At 44.5% G+C, this 17,021-nt stretch carries 18 protein-coding genes; 1 reads left to right on the top strand and 17 read right to left on the bottom strand.

What is annotated here, in order from left to right:
• The first annotated feature begins 30 nt into the window (after positions 1–30).
• Positions 31–213: a hypothetical protein gene (locus tag ACZ42W_RS08620; RefSeq protein ID WP_464169998.1), complete on the top strand. Its 183-nt coding sequence runs from the start codon at positions 31–33 to the stop codon at positions 211–213.
• A 68-nt stretch (positions 214–281) separates the two neighbouring features.
• On the opposite strand, the gene ACZ42W_RS08615 is transcribed toward ACZ42W_RS08620, so the two are convergent.
• The 17 genes from ACZ42W_RS08615 to ACZ42W_RS08535 form a co-directional block, all read right to left on the bottom strand.
• Positions 282–785: a hypothetical protein gene (locus ACZ42W_RS08615; protein ID WP_464169997.1), complete on the bottom strand. Its 504-nt coding sequence runs from the start codon at positions 783–785 to the stop codon at positions 282–284.
• Between the two features lie 230 nt (positions 786–1,015).
• Positions 1,016–1,570: a 2-oxoacid:acceptor oxidoreductase family protein gene (locus ACZ42W_RS08610; RefSeq protein ID WP_464169995.1), complete on the bottom strand. Its 555-nt coding sequence runs from the start codon at positions 1,568–1,570 to the stop codon at positions 1,016–1,018.
• Between the two features lie 3 nt (positions 1,571–1,573).
• A complete protein-coding gene (locus ACZ42W_RS08605; protein ID WP_464169994.1) occupies positions 1,574–2,317 on the bottom strand; it encodes a thiamine pyrophosphate-dependent enzyme in 744 nt (247 codons plus the stop codon).
• Positions 2,314–3,381 carry a 3-methyl-2-oxobutanoate dehydrogenase subunit VorB gene (locus tag ACZ42W_RS08600; protein ID WP_464169993.1) on the bottom strand — a complete coding sequence of 356 codons (1,068 nt, stop codon included), beginning with the start codon at positions 3,379–3,381 and terminating at the stop codon, positions 2,314–2,316. Before ACZ42W_RS08600 ends, ACZ42W_RS08605 begins: the two co-directional genes overlap by 4 nt.
• Positions 3,374–3,595: a 4Fe-4S dicluster domain-containing protein gene (locus tag ACZ42W_RS08595; protein ID WP_464169992.1), complete on the bottom strand. Its 222-nt coding sequence runs from the start codon at positions 3,593–3,595 to the stop codon at positions 3,374–3,376. The genes ACZ42W_RS08600 and ACZ42W_RS08595 overlap by 8 nt, the downstream gene beginning before the upstream one ends.
• A 45-nt stretch (positions 3,596–3,640) precedes the next feature.
• Entirely contained in the window at positions 3,641–4,711 is a 1,071-nt protein-coding gene (locus tag ACZ42W_RS08590; RefSeq protein ID WP_464169990.1) for a Glu/Leu/Phe/Val family dehydrogenase, read from the bottom strand.
• Positions 4,712–5,074: 363 nt separating this feature from the next.
• Entirely contained in the window at positions 5,075–6,544 is a 1,470-nt protein-coding gene (locus ACZ42W_RS08585; RefSeq protein WP_464169988.1) for a sigma-54 interaction domain-containing protein, read from the bottom strand.
• Positions 6,545–7,132: 588 nt separating this feature from the next.
• A complete protein-coding gene (gene spo0A / locus ACZ42W_RS08580; protein WP_464169987.1) occupies positions 7,133–7,975 on the bottom strand; it encodes a sporulation transcription factor Spo0A in 843 nt (280 codons plus the stop codon).
• A 284-nt stretch (positions 7,976–8,259) separates the two neighbouring features.
• The gene (gene spoIVB, locus ACZ42W_RS08575) at positions 8,260–9,513 is read right to left on the bottom strand and encodes a SpoIVB peptidase (protein ID WP_464169986.1); all 1,254 of its coding nucleotides are present in this window, start codon (positions 9,511–9,513) and stop codon (positions 8,260–8,262) included.
• 215 nt (positions 9,514–9,728) lie between these two features.
• Entirely contained in the window at positions 9,729–11,399 is a 1,671-nt protein-coding gene (recN, locus tag ACZ42W_RS08570) for a DNA repair protein RecN (RefSeq protein WP_464169984.1), read from the bottom strand.
• Between the two features lie 30 nt (positions 11,400–11,429).
• Positions 11,430–11,882, bottom strand: coding sequence for an arginine repressor (gene argR, locus ACZ42W_RS08565; protein ID WP_464169982.1), 453 nt, complete (start codon positions 11,880–11,882; stop codon positions 11,430–11,432).
• A complete protein-coding gene (gene mnmM / locus ACZ42W_RS08560; RefSeq protein ID WP_464169981.1) occupies positions 11,879–12,460 on the bottom strand; it encodes a tRNA 5-(aminomethyl)-2-thiouridylate-methyltransferase MnmM in 582 nt (193 codons plus the stop codon). Before mnmM ends, argR begins: the two co-directional genes overlap by 4 nt.
• Positions 12,453–13,268 carry an NAD(+)/NADH kinase gene (locus ACZ42W_RS08555; protein WP_464169979.1) on the bottom strand — a complete coding sequence of 272 codons (816 nt, stop codon included), beginning with the start codon at positions 13,266–13,268 and terminating at the stop codon, positions 12,453–12,455. Before ACZ42W_RS08555 ends, mnmM begins: the two co-directional genes overlap by 8 nt.
• 4 nt (positions 13,269–13,272) lie before the next feature.
• A complete protein-coding gene (locus tag ACZ42W_RS08550) occupies positions 13,273–14,082 on the bottom strand; it encodes a TlyA family RNA methyltransferase (RefSeq protein ID WP_464169977.1) in 810 nt (269 codons plus the stop codon).
• Positions 14,075–15,970, bottom strand: coding sequence for a 1-deoxy-D-xylulose-5-phosphate synthase (dxs, locus tag ACZ42W_RS08545; protein WP_464169976.1), 1,896 nt, complete (start codon positions 15,968–15,970; stop codon positions 14,075–14,077). The genes ACZ42W_RS08550 and dxs overlap by 8 nt, the downstream gene beginning before the upstream one ends.
• A complete protein-coding gene (locus tag ACZ42W_RS08540; RefSeq protein ID WP_464169975.1) occupies positions 15,948–16,553 on the bottom strand; it encodes a hypothetical protein in 606 nt (201 codons plus the stop codon). Before ACZ42W_RS08540 ends, dxs begins: the two co-directional genes overlap by 23 nt.
• Positions 16,554–16,575: 22 nt before the next feature.
• Entirely contained in the window at positions 16,576–17,019 is a 444-nt protein-coding gene (locus ACZ42W_RS08535) for a divergent PAP2 family protein (protein WP_464169974.1), read from the bottom strand.
• Positions 17,020–17,021: the final 2 nt, after the last annotated feature.

Genomic DNA, 17,021 nt, shown 5'->3' with positions numbered 1-17,021 from the left:
ACTTCACGAAAAGATCGCAGCGGAGATGGGTTGGAAACACGACGTTTCCAACCGGCCACGAGGCAAACAAGTGCGATAGTCTACTACGACTATCGGGACGCCGATTTGGCCACGAAAGCCTCCAGTGGAGGGTTTCGCCCGAAGCCGCATGCCCAAGAGGACAACTTAACGGCTGAAGGTGAACCCGTCTCCGCGGAGACCTTGAGCGATTAGTTCGGTCCGCATAGCTTATAGAGCGAACGGTGTAAAACAAAGTCCTGGAGACATCGTTCTAGAAAATGCTATTCCTGCCTCAACCTCCGCTGATAATACAGGAACACCGGCAAAGGAATCACAATCCACCCAAAACTCTTAATCAAGCTATTCAGAGCGCGTTCACGTGCACGGTTCTTTTCCTCATTGGCTAGAGCTTGATAGTCTTTCTGTAATTGCTCTTCACTTCTTACCTCAGTTTGAGCTGGGGACTGATTAGGATTAGTGGGCATTGGTTCTTTAATTCCCACTGACCCATTCTTATACTGATCAAAAGACATGTAATAACTGGGAGGAGAAACCAAATCAGCTACTGCCATGAAGGCTGCAACACTTCCTCCAATGGTCATCATCAAGGTTGCAAACAGAATCAAATACGTGTAAACCGTCTTAATCATACGTTTTCCCCCTTCTACTTGGTGTTCTGGTTCCATACCTTTTTGCTGTGAACGAACTGAAAAGATGATGGCAACAATCAAGAGTATTAATACTACCGGAACTATCCCTAGTATTGAAACTATCCCAAATGACATCAGAAGTTTCCCCTCCTTAGACTCCGATTAAGAAGACAACGAGATCTCCCTACTATATAGAGACGTAGAAAACAATCGCTTTCTTCTTCCATATGTAAGATATATAAAGTATAGCATAAAAAAGAGCTGTCTCTAAGTTTTGAACCAAGACAGCTCATAAATCGTCATATATATTTTTGCACATAACCTTAATTATCTTATCTTGATCCAATGTGATCTTAAAATAGTCATTATGCACTGATATATGCTTTCCCAAATTCCTTCCCAAACTCTAAGGCTTCTCGGTTGAGTGGAATGAGCGAATGCCGATAATCGGGCAAAACTTTCTTCAGTGCTTTCTCTACAGATTCCACAGAAACTGCCTGTGTGAGTTCGAGTAAGGCACCTAGGATGATCATATTTGCTACAAGACTATTCCCAAATTTCTCATTGGCAAGAGCATCCGCGGGAATCTTTAGGATACGGAGATCCTCCCGTTGGGGCTCTGTAAGAATCAACGTGGAATTCATCAGAAGCAGACCTCCGGGTCGAACCTCCTTTTCAAACCTCTCTAAAGAAGGTCGATTCAGGACTATTAAAGTATTAGGTTCGCTCACAATAGGGGAACAAATAGGTATATCAGAAATCGTCACGGCACAGTTTGCTGTTCCACCTCGCATCTCTGGGCCATAAGAGGGAATCCAACTTACATGCTTATCCTCATACATTCCGGCATAGGCCAGAAGCTGCCCCATCGACATGACACCCTGGCCACCAAATCCAGCGAGGATGATTTCTTGCAGCATCCTTCACACCTCCCCAAGTTCTTTCTTAGTCCCAGGGGGGTAATAAGGAATCATGTTCTTTTCCAGCCACTTGAGCGCTTCTAAAGGTGTCAGTCCCCAGTTTGTCGGGCATGTTGATAAGACTTCAACTAAAGTAAAGCCTTTCTTATTCAGTTGATCATCGAACGCTTTACGAATTGCTTTTTTCGCCTTCATAACTTCCTGTGGATTATGCACAGATACCCTAGCGATGAACGCTGCCCCGTCCAAAGTGGCTAGAATCTCAGACATTCGAATCGGGTAACCTTGGGATTGAGGATCGCGCCCTTGGGGAGCAGTCATGGCCTCTTGACCAACAAGAGTGGTGGGAGCCATCTGTCCACCCGTCATTCCATATATCGCATTATTTACAAAAATAGTGGTAAACTTCTCGCCGCGAGCCGCCGCGTGAATAATCTCCGCTGTGCCAATGGCCGCAAGATCCCCATCCCCCTGATAGGTAAAAACGACTTTATTTGGATGAACCCGCTTGATTCCGGTAGCAACTGCTGGCGCACGACCATGTGCCGCTTCTACCATATCCAAATTAAAATAGTTGTAGGCCAAAACGGAGCATCCTACTGGAGCCACTCCGATCGTTTCTTCTCGTACTCCTAACTCATCAATAACCTCAGCAACTAAGCGATGAATAATTCCATGAGTACAGCCAGGGCAATAATGAGTCTTCGCTTGGGTCAGGGCCTTCGGACGTTCGAACACCGTAATCATTCTGCTCCCCCTTCCTGAACGAGGCGCAAAACCTCTGTCAAAATCTCACGCGTAGTGGGAACCATTCCCCCTACACGGCCGTAGAAATGAACAGGAAGCTTGAACTCCAGATGATAGCGCACATCCTCTATCAATTGGCCTAAACTCAATTCCACGGTTAAGACTTGAGTTGCACCGGCACACGCAGTACGGATTTCTCTTGTCGGAAAAGGATAGAGTGTAATTGGACGAAAGAGACCTGCCTTGATTCCTAGTTTTCTCGCTTGCTCCACTGCAGCCTTGGCAATTCGAGCCGCTGAGCCATAACCCACTAGGATAATCTCTGCATCCTCCGTGAGATAGTTTTCTGCCATCGTTTCATGTTCCTTCATGGTGTCATACTTCGCTTTTAAGTGAAGGTTATGTTGCTCAAGCTTCTCCGGATCCAGAAATAAGGAATGAATCACTTGCGGGGAGCGTCCCTTTGCGCCAGTCAAAGCCCAAGGCTTTAAAGGCAATTGTACAGGGAGCTCCTCATCTGGTAATTCGACGGTTTCCATCATTTGCCCTAATATTCCGTCTCCCAAAATCATGACCGGATTTCGATATTTGTCAGCGAGATCAAAGGCTTTTCCCATTAAATCTACAACTTCTTGTATTGTTGCTGGCGCCAAAACAAGAAGATGATAGTCCCCATGACCTCCGCCCTTCACTGCTTGGAAGTAGTCCGATTGGCCTGGTTGAATTCCTCCGAGTCCTGGCCCACCCCTTTGCATATTGACGATAACACAAGGGAGCTCTGATCCAGACATATAACTTATCCCTTCCTGCTTAAGACTGATTCCAGGAGAGGAAGAAGAGGTCATCACTCGGGCACCTGCACTTGCTGCCCCATACACCATGTTAATTGCCGCCACTTCTGATTCAGCTTGGACAAAAACTCCACCCACTTGCGGAAGCCGCCAGGATAAGTATTCGGGGATTTCATTTTGTGGAGTGATCGGGTACCCAAAAAAGAAGCGACACCCTGCTCTCACTGCAGCTTCTGCTAACGCCTCATTTCCTTTCATCAGTACCTTAGTCATGCTTTTTCTCCTCCCTCCTCACCGTGATGACGGTATCCGGGCACATCCTGGCACAGAAGGCGCAGGAGATGCAGGCTTCCTCATCTGTAATCACGGCTGGATGAAAGCCCATCCAATTAACGTGCTCTCCCATGACGATGATCTGCTTTGGGCATACCTCAACACAGAGTTCACACCCTTTACAGCGATCCTCCTCAAACTCTACTTTTCGCATATAGCTACCCCCTTCTTTCGGCTATTCTAGGTACTGGGGTTTCACCTAAACACGCAAGAATGTACTCCGCACTCGCCCTATTTTCTCGATTCGTTCTTCTGCCATTCTGTCCGCTGCTTGATAGGTAGGGATGTGATCCCTTTTCGCTATTGCAATGACCTTAGTTAGATTGTCATAGATTCCTTCTACCTTCTTTAGGGCCCGCTCATAATTGTACCCTTCGAGTTCATCTGCAACATTGATGACTCCACCCGCATTAATAACATAATCCGGTGCGTAGAGGATCCCGAGTTCATCGAGTTGATCGCCGTGCTTCTCTTCAGCCAAGACATTATTAGCTGCACCTGCAACGATACGACACTTTAGTTGTGAGATCGTAAGATCATTAATCACAGCACCTAAGGCGCAGGGGGCGTAGATATCGCATTCGACGCCATAGATTTCTTCTGGATTCACAGCCGTTGCTCCAGTCTCGTTAACCACCTGGCGTACTGCCTCCGAATTAAGATCCGTGACAATGAGTCGGGCTCCTTCGTTTGCAAGATGGTGCGCCAAATACCGTCCGACATGTCCCAAACCTTGCACAGCAATCGTTTTCCCAGAAAGATTGGCTGACCCATAGACTTCATAAGCTGCTGCTTTTATCCCACGCCATACTCCCCGGGCGGTCATCGGGGAAGGATCCCCTGAAGAGCCGTACGAGGATGAGACTCCTGTCACAAATTGCGTTTCCAATCGCACCCAATCCATATCCTGGACGTTTGTACCGACGTCTTCCGCCGTAATATAACGGCCACCTAAGCCTTGAACAAACCGCCCGAGCGCTCGAAAGAGTTCTTCACTCTTTTCAGTCCGCGAATCCCCGAGAATGACTGTTTTTCCGCCCCCGATATTCAAGCCCGCTACTGCATTCTTATATGTCATACCCCGTGCTAATCGCATGACATCCCGAATAGCTTCCTCCTCAGTCTGATAGTTCCACATCCGAGTGCCCCCAAGAGCCGGTCCCAAAGTCGTATCATGGATGCAGATAATTGCTTTCAACCCAGACGCCTTATCCTGACAAAAGACGAGCTGTTCGTAATCTGACCTTTCCATCGTATCAAACATACCCATACTCAATCCCCTTCCGCTTTAAGCATTGATACAACTCCGATAGGTCTTGAGAAGTATACATAGCCTTTTTGATATACCTATAGGTATTGCAAAAGGAATGCCAGGACAGCTTGGTAATCATATTCAGAATTATTAAAATTTTTAAAGCCTGTGGTGGGAGGATTCACTCATTAATCAAAAAAAAGGCTCACTCGAGTGAACCTTTTTTGAAGTATGACCATGCAATTTCTTGCAAAACTGCAAAGCGATGCCTGCAGTTTTCTTCATATGCTCATAGCTTTTATATTCTTTGCCTTTTACGATTTACCTTTACTCTTTAGTTTTATTCTTTATCTTACCTTATTTCTACATTATTCTTTAAGCTTACTCTATTTCATTCCTCTCTAATTTATAGTAAAAATTGCGGATAGACATTTTTAAAAGCTGTGCTGCCTTTGTTCTATTTCCACTTGACTGTATTAATGCCTGCTGAACAATCTCTCTTTCCCACTTCTTCTGAAGGGCTTCAAAACCCATGCTTAAATCCGTAGCCATCAAAGCATTTTCAAGTTTTGCTGCCTCGCTCGCTCCCCTCGATGAAGGGGATAGTGAAGGAATGGTCTCTAAAATCGGGAGATGACCTTCCTCGATAACGGTCTCACCTATTCGCATATTAATAATGGCTCGGCCTAAGACATTTTCCAATTCACGTACATTACCTGGCCAATCGTAGTGATTAAGAATATCTAAAGCGCTTTCTCCAATCTTTTCTACACACCGTCCATAGTCCTGATTGAATTTACGGATGAGATGGTGAATCAACGATGGTAAATCTGAACGCCTACATCTTAGAGGGGGGATGAAAATTGGAATGACATTCAGGCGATAATAGAGATCTTCACGAAAGCGACCCTCTCGGACTTCTTCTTCTAGATTAAGATTCGTCGCAGCAATCACTCTGACATCTACCGTTACAGGTTTGTTATCTCCCACTTTAACAAGCTCTTTTTCCTGGAGAACACGTAGAAGCTTGGCCTGGAGATTTAGGCTGATTCCCCCGATTTCATCAAGAAAAAGGGTTCCTTTATTTGCTTCCTCAAAAAGCCCGATTTTCCCACCTCGTTTGGCTCCAGTAAATGCCCCCTCGACATAACCAAAGAGTTCACTCTCCAGTAGATTATCCGTTAAAGCTGCACAGTTCACGCGGATGAACTGATCCTTAAGACGTAGACTAGCTTGATGTATGGCATGCGCAAAAAGTTCTTTTCCGGTTCCACTCTCTCCTCGAAGCATAACAGTCGCTGGCGTCTGTGCAGCTCGCTGTGCTTGGTCGACAGCTTCTCTCATCACTGCGCTTTCCCCAATAATATCTTTGAAGGTATATTTAGCTTCCAAATGCCTTATCAGGCGCCGGGCACCTTCTAACTCCTCGGAAAGCTTTCGAATCTCAGATACATCATGGATTACACCGACAGAACCGCGAATTTTACCCTGCACATGAATCGGCGCCACATTAACCAGAACTTCTCTTCCCTTAGGTCCCACTTTCATTGAAACCCTCTGAACCGCTTCTCCTGTCTTTAAGACGTGCATATGCATACTCTTTCCAACTGCGATATCTACTGTGGGAGGCTTACCGATGACATCCTCTGCTGTTAAACCTGTCAGTCGTGTATAGGCAGGATTGATTAAGATTCCTAACCCGTTTTCATCGACGACAGAGATTGCATCCTGGGTAGAATTAATAATCGCTGAAAGCAAGGTCTGAACCTCAATCAGGCTGTTCACTTGTGCACTCAATTTTTCGTATTCAGATCGGTCTATATGCCCCTCCAGCTCATCGTGATGAAACAAGTTTAGCCCTCCTATTGAGGAATTTGAATATTCAATATGATATTATTCAAGAACCTTTGTCCAATATCCTTCCGGATGAAAGAACAATAAGCTCTTGCATCTACGACGCAAGAGCTTTGGATCGATTACTTATTCGCTAAATAATACGACATGTAGTCTTTGTACCCGTCTACTTTTACTGCTTCGTCAGAGCATTTCCCTTGGAAGTGACGAATACTGAATGCAACATAACCCGTTACAAGTTTATTTTCTGCATCAATTTGTAATGTTATACGATTCTAAGGCGCTGTTACATTCGCGCTCGATGCTTGCTGTTACAATAGGGGTAATAGGAGTTGCATCTTCACTTACATAATTTTGAAGTAATAGCCATGCTTATTGTATTATCAACCAAAACGATAGGTGAATTATTTTTTCCGTTGCCTTATCAATTCTCTCTGCACCTTTACGTCAAAATTATAAAACTTCAAAATAAAAACCTCCCATCATACCTAATAAGGGCTGAAGGAAGGTGTTAGTAACAAACTATTCATTACACAGAACTAAACGATAAAAAATGGTTCTATGTCATAGCATTGAATGGGTATATCACATCATTTTTGCCATTCTCAGCTTATCAGCTACCATCGCAATAAATTCAGAATTTGTAGGTTTACCACGATCGACATTAATAGTGTAGCCAAAGAATCGATTCATAAAGTCAATATTCCCACGATCCCAGGCCAGTTCAATGGCGTGACGAATCGCTCGCTCTACCCGACTTGGGGTGGTGTTGTATTTATCCGCAATCATCGGATAGAGTTCTTTGGTCACCGCACCGAGGAGGGATACTTCCTGGACTACACTTACGATAGCATCTCTTAAGTATTGATAACCCTTTACGTGTGCTGGAACTCCCATCTGATGAATCATTCGAGTCACTTCAACTTCTAAGTTTCGTGTATTGTTTGGAGAAACAAGTGTCGAATTAGAATTAGTATTAGAATTAAAGGAAGCTATACCAGTGTTTCCTGCAGAAAAAGTCCCATGTAAACTAGGATTCAAATTCGCAATTGGCTCAGTACCCTGCAATTGCCTAATTCTTTTCCCTAAGGTCTCCAGATCAAAGGGCTTCAGGATAAAATAATCCGCACCGAGCTGCACGGCCCGTTGAGTCATGCTTTCCTGACCAAAGGCTGTTAAAATAATAACATGCGGCTTCTGAATATCACTTTGAATCTTTTCCAAGACTCCTAAGCCATCCAGATGCGGCATGATAATATCTAAAACCACTAAATCAGGTTGTTCACGGTAAATTAGGTCTAAAGCTTCGTTCCCGTGATAGGCAATTCCAACAAGTTGCATGTCCTCTTGCCGAGTTATGTATTCCTTTAATACCTCAACAAATTCTCGGTTATCGTCTGCTAGTAAGACTCTGATGGGTTTTTGCATAAAAAACTGCTCCCCCTTGCTTCGGAATGCAAAGTACTTTTTAGTCATTCGACAATTATTTAATATTTTCCTGCTTCTTGCTAAAAAATTTACAAGCTTAACAAAAATTTACCATTAAAAAAGGTGCACTTCATTTAAGTACCTAGTATAGTATAACATTAAACCTTGTCTGTACAACACTATTCTCGGGTAAATTGCGATAATTTTTTTATAATTCTCAAAGAAAACCCCTTCCAGCGAGTACTTTCGTCCCGCTGAAAGGGATAAGAAGCCAATTAGTTAGGTTATGCTGCCTTCTTCTTCTCGAGAAGTTCTGCTTCCTTCAACATATTTTGAATGAAGACTCCATAGCCACGAGAAGCGTCATTCACAAAGACATGAGTAACAGCACCAATTATTTTTCCATTTTGTATGATCGGGCTTCCCGACATTCCTTGGATAATCCCGCCTGTTTTGTCGAGTAACCTAGGGTCAGTCACCCGGACAACCATATTTTTACTATCGGTTCTATTCCGCATGATTCGTTCGATTTGAACTTCATATTCTTCAATTCTTTCTCCTTCAAGAACGGTATATATTTTCGCAGGTCCTTCATTAACTTCAGATTCCCAAGCTACAGGAACAGGCTCTTTAAAGTAGGGATTGACTATCTCACCTTCTAAGGAACCGAAAATTCCTGAAACACTATTTTTTTCGATATTTCCAGTGAACTTGGATTGATTAACGAATGATCCGATTTTTTCTCCGGGATGTCCTCGTCTACCTTTTTCGATCGCGTAAATCGTTGAGGCTACTACATTTCCATTGGACACTTCAATTCTTTGATTGGTATCTGCATCATTGATAACATGTCCTAAGGCTCCATACTTTTTACTCGTTGGTTCATAAAACGTTAAGGTTCCTACTCCAGCAGCTTCATTGCGAACATAGAGTCCAATGCGATGACGCCTTGTTTCTGAGCAATACACCGTGTTTACACGTTTTTGAAGAAGTTGTCCATTGTGATTTAAGAGGATCTCCGAGAAGCCTTGTTTTTCACCTGCTCGATGGATAGCATTTGCAACATCTTGGTCTGAATGCACATCTAAACCATCGATCTTTAGAATCACATCTCCAACCTCAATGCCAGCTTCCTTTGCAGGGTAAATTAATTTTCCTTCTTTACCTTGAACCGCTGCTTGTCCAACAATCATCACACCCTTAGCTTGCAAGCTCACTCCAATAGATTGTCCACCTGGGAGAAGTCTAAGATTTGGCATGACCTCAATTTCGCTGGTTTTCAACGGAAAAATTCCAAAGAGTTTATAGGATATTTGAATCACTTCTGATTTGTCCGTTTTTGTGGCCATGACTGCATCTGTCCTTGAAGTCTCTTTCGCTTCTATCAGATAAGACAAAACACCGGTGAGTTGAGGCATTGTGATTTGGCTTTGTTCCCGATGCTCGGGAAGTTGTGCTATTTGTCTGATAGTTGGGTTAAGACTGAGGAAGGTACAGAGAAGAACACTTGCGAAGACCATGGCTCTCTTCGTTTTCACTCTCTTATCACCCTCCGTCTTTTTGTCTCCCCATATTTCTTCCTTTCTCCCCGAATTTGATTGAAATACGTATTTAAATTGAAATCTACTGTTAAATTATCCAACTTGCTTTCTTTTCATCCTGTATAATACGTTCCATGATTTCCAAATAAAAAAACAGAAGGCCAAATTAGCCTTCTATCTTAAAATCTCCACTATAATCAATTTTTATGAGATTATCCATGAACATTTTTCCATAATTTTTCAGCGTGGTCCAAAGCAATTTTAGCTTCATCTCCACCGAGCATTCTAGCAAGTTCATGAATCCTTTCCTCTTCAGACAACAATTCAACGCGCGATCGAGTTCGTTCATTAACGATCTCTTTTTCTATACCAAAATGATGATCTCCGTAAGCAGCTACTTGAGCAGCATGCGAAATGCAAAATACCTGTTTGTTCTCAGAGATCCTTGCCAACTTGTCCCCAACCTTTAGGATGGTACGTCCTCCTACGCCACTGTCTACTTCGTCAAAGATAAAGGTTCCGACGCTTTCAATCTGAGCGAGCAAACTTTTAAGAGCGAGCATGAGGCGAGACATTTCTCCGCCGGAAGCGACTTTAGCAAGAGGTTTTGGGGGTTCTCCGAGGTTAGCCGAGAAGTAAAATTCAATCTCTTCACTTCCCCCGATCTGTGGGTCATCCATTTCTGTAAAGCGAACTTCAAAACGACTTTTCTCAAGCCCAAGATCTGCTAGTTCACCTTGCAGGCCCTTTTCAAGGCGCTCAGCCTGCTTCCTCCGCTCAAGTGACAATTGAGTCGCCTTTTCTTGATAGTCTTTGAGGTTTGTTTCTTTCTCCTGACGTAAAGCCTCCAATTCTTCTTGAAGGTGGGAAATAGTCAGAAGTTCCTCGACCATCTCTTCCTTAGTCTGTAAAACCGCATCAATGCTAAGTCCATACTTTCTCAAGTGCTGTAATTGAATCAACCGCTCTTCAATCTGATCCAGACGACCTGGCTCGAATTCAAAGTCTTCTTGATAGGTATTCACTTGAGATGCGAGATCTTCAATCATATAATAAACAGCTTCGATCGGTTCAAGCATCGAACTGCATTCCTCGTCTAAACGTGCAAGCTCCTGAAGGGCTTTCCTACACCGGCCAATTAAATCATAAGCCGAAGGAGTATCTGCTCCTTCATATAAGTTAGCATAAACTTCAGAGGTAATACTCATTATCTTTTCTGCATTGCCTAGCCGTTTCTTTTCAAGCTGTAGGTTTTCTTCCTCATCGAGTTTGGGATCCACCTCTGTGATTTCATCAATCTGATAACGTAAGAGATCTTCACGACGCTCCCTCTCAGCTTCGGATTGAACAAGTTGTCGTTCTTTACTAAGTAAATTTCGATAGTCGCGAGCACTTTGATTCACTGCATCGAGAAGCTTCATATGCTTCTCTCCCCCAAAGGCATCGAGTAATCCGCGATGAGTTTCGGGTTGAAATAAAGACTGATGCTCCATCTGTCCATGAATATCAACGAGGCCCTGAACTAAGGTCCGATAAAGGTTCAAGGGAACGGTCCGTCCTTGTAAACGGCAGATATTTCTGCCATTGCGATTGATTTCACGTGATAGAAAAAGTTGTCCCTCTTCGACCGGATACCCTGCTTCGTCTAAACGGTCGAGCACGGCCTGAGGACATTCTTCAAAAATGCCTTCAACCAAAGCTTTTTCCATTCCATGACGGATAAAATCAGCACTTGCTCTTCCCCCTAATAAAACACTTAGGGCATCAATCAGCATGGATTTTCCTGCCCCAGTCTCTCCTGTGAATATCGTTAATCCAGAAGAAAAATGCAACTCTACTTTTTCCATCAGGGCAAAATTCTCTACGTGCAATTCAGATAACATCTATCCCTCTCCCCCTTATCCCATGACGAACTATTCCATGAGGCGGGCCATCCGTGTTCGGATGGTCGGAACTGCACTCAGGGGTTTAACTATAAGTAAGATCGTATCATCCCCAGCGACAGTACCAATCACTTCTTCCCAATTACTTTTGTCGATCAAGTCAGCGAGAGCCTGGGCATTTCCTGGAATGGTTCGAATGACAATCAAATTTTCACTATCATTAACCGTAACAACAGTCTCTCTCATTCGACGTTTTAATCGTTCTGGAGAATTCGTTGGCTGAGCCGACCCGGGAACGGCATATCGATAGTCATCATCCGAAGTAGGAACTTTAATCAAGCCCATTTCTTTAATATCACGAGAGACTGTTGCTTGAGTGACATCAAAGCCTTCTTGACGTAATCGTTCGGCGAGCTCTTCCTGAGTATGAATCGATTGCTTAGTAATAATTTCTTGAATCTTCATCTGCCGTCGGGCTTTCATCCAATATCCCCCTTGTTCTTTTGAACCAAAATCCAATACGGTGTGTTTTCCCCTTGGTTCGTATATTCTCCACGTAAGACACTATAGGTCCGTCGCGGTAAACCTCGCAGAAATATTTCGACCGCTTGAGCTTCCTCATTTCCCCCTTCATGCCCCCGATAAACCGTGAGTGCAACAACTCCACCTATGCAAAGGAGTTCTAATACCGCTTCAAGGGCAGGAATCGTCGAAGAGGCTTGCGTGGTGATTTCATGACTATGCCCAGGTAGATATCCTAAATTAAACATGGCGACCTGGACAGAAGAATGAACCTTTTCAAGTAAGCGGGCATGATTCAAGTGATGAAGGTGAACCCGCTCTTCTAAGCCATTTTCAATAAGGAGCTTCCGTGTTTCTTCGAGAGCTTTTTCTTGAACGTCAAAGGCGTGGACCTGACCCGTCTCTCCTATATTTTCTGCGAGAAAAAGCGTATCCCTGCCACGTCCTACAGTTAAATCAAGGGCGATGTCTCCAGGATGAAGAAATGGTTTAAGGACTTCCCGAAGAAAGCCTTGAATATCTTGAAGTCGTCTAATCATGCCAGCGATCCCTTAACTTTTCTCTTACTACACTTGGAAAGCTTCTTTTTCCTAATCGGATGAGCAAAGCTTTGATCGGCGCCGTCTCGATTCGTACGGTTTCACCAGGTCGCAAAAGAATACTCTGACGTCCATCAAAGGTTACCCTACATTCAGTTCCTCGGGCCAAAAGAATATCAATCTTCTCTTGATCAGAGACCACCATAGGGCGTGCAGATAAGGAATGTGCCGCCAGTGGAGTAATCAAAATCGCCTGTACCTCGGGGCTAATGATGGGTCCCCCGACCGATAAAGCATAGGCGGTCGATCCCGTGGGAGTAGCAACAATCAATCCATCCGCAGGGTAACTCACAGAAGGCTCACCTGAAAGATTTGCCTGGAGCGTAACCATTCCGTCAGAAGTGTGCCTCATAAAAACAACATCATTGAGTACCTGTAGGGTGTACTCGCTCTTATCTGTGCCTTTTATGGAGGCGGTAAGCATAAGTCGTTCTTGAACTTTATACTCTTGGCGCAGAACCTTTTCGAGTGCCAGATAGATTTCATCCCTTTCAATCTCACAGAGGAATCCGAGCCGCCCCAGATTCACTCCAAGGACTGGTATCTGGTACGGCGCGGCCTCCCTGGCCGCTTCTAAAAGGGTTCCATCTCCACCAAGAGAAATAAGGAAATTAACACCTTGAGAGGTTATCTCCTCCCATTGACTATAAGCTTCCCATCCCCTGGCCTGAAACCACTGGGTTAGTTGGTGACCTAAGAGTTTTGCTTCAGGTTTACTGTGATTGATCCACAATCCAACTCGATCCACAGACTCACTCCGTTCCTTCTTGCGCCTTCTGGACAATCTCGGGAGCGAGTTTACGCCAAGGTATTCCCATCTCTTCTTCACGCATAAGCCACGCAAGATATTCAATATTTCCTTCTGGCCCGCGGATTGGAGAAAACTCCAACCCCTTCACCGTAAAGCCCAATTTCTCCGCTTCTTCAAGTACATGTTCTATAACCTGAACATGTACCTGAGGGTCCTTCACGACCCCTTTTTTTCCGACATGCTCTCGTCCAGCTTCGAACTGGGGCTTAATTAAGGTGATAACTTGTCCCTTATCTTTGAGAATGGCAAGCATCGCCGGAAAGATCTTAGTCACAGAGATGAAGGCTACATCAGAGACGACATTGTCTACTTTTTCTGGCAAAGAGTTTTCATCCAGATAGCGTGCATTGACCCGTTCCATGCAGACGACTCGGGGATCGCTTCTTAATTTCCAATCCAATTGACCGTATCCTACATCGATGGCATAGACGCGTTCTGCACCGTTTTGCAAAGCACAATCTGTAAACCCCCCGGTAGAAGCTCCGATATCTGCAACAATCGCTTCTTTCATGGATAGTGGAAATGCTTTAAGAGCTTTCTCAAGCTTGAGCCCTCCACGGGAAACATAGGGTAAGGCTCCCCCTTTTAGCTCGAGCACAGTACTCTCCGGAAGGTCAAGACCCGGTTTATCCAAACGTTGCCCACCTGAGAAAACTAATCCTGCCATAATCATTGCCTTAGCTTTCTCCCTGCTCGCTACAAGTCCTTGCTTAACAAGCAAAACATCAAGCCGTTCTTTACCCTTAGACACGGTTTCTCCCCTCAATCCGCTGTAAGACCTTTAATCGTTCCACTGCTGTTAATACTCCCTTGACTGATAACCCATACGCTTGATGAAGCAAGGAGATGGCTCCCTGCTCTACATACTCGTCATAGCCTAACCGTTCAACCGCCACATCGGTCAATCCCGCATCATTGATAACTTCCAGGACTGCACTCCCCATACCACCAGCCAACATATGGTCCTCTAGGGTGATCATACGTTTTGTCATTCTCGCATAGCGAAGAATGGTCTCCCGATCGATTGGATTAATAAAGCGGAGATTAATGACAGTGGCTTCCACTCCACGATGGTGTAATTCTTGAGCTGCTGCCAAACAGGTATAGACCATGGGGCCGATTCCAATCAGGGTCACGTCTTTTCCTTCGCGAAGTACTTCTGCTTTCCCTAAAGGAAGTTCCTTCAATTCTTCATCCAGTTCAACTCCTTGGCCTACAGAGCGTGGATATCGCAGAGCGACTGGACCCTCAAGCTTCAATGCTGTATTTAACATATGACGAAGTTCATTTTCATCCTTTGGAGCCATGAAAACGAGGTTAGGGATGACTCGTAAGAAGGATATATCAAAAACCCCATGGTGGGTCGGACCATCATCTCCCACCACTCCGGCCCGGTCAATTGCCATAACGACATTTGCCCCAGGGAGGCAAACATCGTGAAGTACCTGGTCATAGGCTCTTTGATAAAACGTGGAATAAATGGATACAACAGGTTTCAAGCCTCCTAGGGCAAGAGCAGAAGAAAACGTCACGGCGTGTTGTTCGGCAATCCCCACATCAAAGAAACGGTCCGGGAATTTTTGTCCAAATTTCGTTAGTCCAGTGCCACCCGGCATGGCGGCAGTTATCGCTACAACTCTTGAATCTTCTTCGGCAATCTGACAGAGAGTATCTCCGAATACCTGAGTATAGGTCGGCGGGGCTGGTTTCTTGTTAATTTCCCCCGTCTCCTTGTTAAATGGCCCCACTCCGTGAAAGACATCCGGATTTTTTTCGGCAGGTCCATACCCTTTTCCTTTTTTAGTCAGCACATGTACAAGCACAGGCTCTTTGACCTGCTTAGCCTGTTCAAAGACTTGTTCCATTGCCATTTGATTGTGACCATCAATCGGGCCGAGGTAGGTAAAGCCAAGCTCTTCAAACAATAATCCAGGAACAAGTAGATATTTTAGGCTATCTTTCGCTTTTTCAGCAGCCTTAGCCATTTTCGAGCCTACTTTTGGGATTTTTTTGAGTAAGTTCTCAATTTCATCTTTGCTTCGATCATAACGAGGGTTGGTGCGCAAGCGACTTAGATAAGAAGCCATGGCCCCAACATTATGGGAGATCGCCATCTCGTTATCATTAAGTACGACGATCATATTCGTCTTACTATGTCCAGCATGATTCAAGGCTTCATATGCCATTCCTCCGGACATAGCCCCATCCCCAATAACCGCAATCACCTGGCACTTTTCCTTTTTTAAATCCCGAGCTTTTGCAAAACCTACAGCCGCCGAGATTGAAGTGCTCGAATGTCCAGTTTCAAAGCAATCATGCGGGCTTTCACAGCGTTTAGGGAATCCTGATAAACCGTGATAAAGCCGTAAGCTTTTAAAATCCTTCTGTCGTCCTGTAAGCAATTTATGGATATAGGTTTGATGTCCCACATCCCAAATAATCTTATCCTTCGGGCTTTCAAACACCCGGTGAAGTGCAAGTGTCAGCTCGACAACTCCTAGGTTTGGAGCTAAATGTCCTCCATTGGTCGATACGACCTCAATCATTTCCTCTCGGATTTCTTGGGCAAGCTTTTGCAGTTCGGGATAATTCAATGCTTTTAAGTCATTAGGTTCGTTAATTCTTTCGAGAATCCCCACTACGCTTCCCCCCCTTCCGTTTTTTGTCCGTGAAGGACCACCCCGTAGTCTCTTCTATACGCGCAATAACACTCCCCACTCGGCCCATAATTTCATCTGCCTCATGGATTCCAAGGGATTTACCTAACGCCTTTCCGGTAACCGTTAAAGACGCTACTAACGCAATCATCAGAGTGTTTATCCAAATTTCGTGAGGCCCTAACTCAGGGTAGGTTTTAATTATTTCCAAAACTATAGAGGCAGACATACCACCGCTTAGGGCTCCGGTCACATCCCCTACGATATCATTAGCAAAATTAGCGACGGTATCCGCATTTCGTACTAAATAAACCGTTTGGCGAGCTCCAGGAACTCGGTTCGCAGCTTTCGCATGATGCGGCTTCTCCGTAGCTGCTGTCGCTGCAATTCCAATGACATCAAATCCAATGTTAATAACAATGATTATAAGTAAAAGTATCCAAGCCGTTAAAATATTCGTTCGTTCCATGAGAATCTCAGTGCCTAATCCAGCGACAACCGCTAGACCAAAGCTAAGCAGGAAGATGAAGAGAAAATGCTTCCAGCTTTTACGTTTATATCCCAACAGTTACCCTCCCAAGTCTCCATCAAACTAATAGCCCCACAACAATCCCGACGATAGCCCCTGCGAAGACTTCAAAAGGGGTATGTCCTATCAGCTCTTTGAGCCTCTCTTGGGATAAATTTGACATTTGGTTATATAACCCCGCCACAAGCTGATTAATGACCTCAGCTTGTTTCCCAGCCGCACGGCGCACTCCTGCTGCATCATACATTACGATCATACCGAAAATAGCCGCAACAGCAAAAATAGGTGAATCCCATCCATAATACTTCCCCACTCCTAAAGCTACAGCACTGACCGTAGCTGAATGCGAGCTAGGAAATCCTCCGGAGCTGATAAGAAACCCTATATCGAAGGTCCTATGAAGCGTAAAATTAATGATGACTTTTAACACCTGAGCAATCAACCATGCAGTTACTGCGGATATTAAAATCGTATTATCAAAAATTCCTGGAATGATGGTCATGC

The organism is Desulfitobacterium elongatum, assembly GCF_055378975.1.
Note: the sequence above shows the minus strand (reverse complement) of the source record. Positions and strands in the feature narration are given on the sequence as shown.

Excerpts from the sequence above, each read along its gene's own strand:
- ACZ42W_RS08615 (WP_464169997.1), bottom strand. The coding sequence starts at position 785 with ATGTCATTTGGGATAGTTTCAATACTAGGGATAGTTCCGGTAGTATTA.
- ACZ42W_RS08610 (WP_464169995.1), bottom strand. The coding sequence starts at position 1,570 with ATGCTGCAAGAAATCATCCTCGCTGGATTTGGTGGCCAGGGTGTCATG.
- ACZ42W_RS08605 (WP_464169994.1), bottom strand. The coding sequence starts at position 2,317 with ATGATTACGGTGTTCGAACGTCCGAAGGCCCTGACCCAAGCGAAGACT.
- ACZ42W_RS08600 (WP_464169993.1), bottom strand. The coding sequence starts at position 3,381 with ATGACTAAGGTACTGATGAAAGGAAATGAGGCGTTAGCAGAAGCTGCA.
- ACZ42W_RS08595 (WP_464169992.1), bottom strand. The coding sequence starts at position 3,595 with ATGCGAAAAGTAGAGTTTGAGGAGGATCGCTGTAAAGGGTGTGAACTC.
- ACZ42W_RS08590 (WP_464169990.1), bottom strand. The coding sequence starts at position 4,711 with ATGGGTATGTTTGATACGATGGAAAGGTCAGATTACGAACAGCTCGTC.
- spo0A (WP_464169987.1), bottom strand. The coding sequence starts at position 7,975 with ATGCAAAAACCCATCAGAGTCTTACTAGCAGACGATAACCGAGAATTT.
- recN (WP_464169984.1), bottom strand. The coding sequence starts at position 11,399 with ATGTTATCTGAATTGCACGTAGAGAATTTTGCCCTGATGGAAAAAGTA.
- argR (WP_464169982.1), bottom strand. The coding sequence starts at position 11,882 with ATGAAAGCCCGACGGCAGATGAAGATTCAAGAAATTATTACTAAGCAA.
- mnmM (WP_464169981.1), bottom strand. The coding sequence starts at position 12,460 with ATGATTAGACGACTTCAAGATATTCAAGGCTTTCTTCGGGAAGTCCTT.
- ACZ42W_RS08535 (WP_464169974.1), bottom strand. The coding sequence starts at position 17,019 with ATGACCATCATTCCAGGAATTTTTGATAATACGATTTTAATATCCGCA.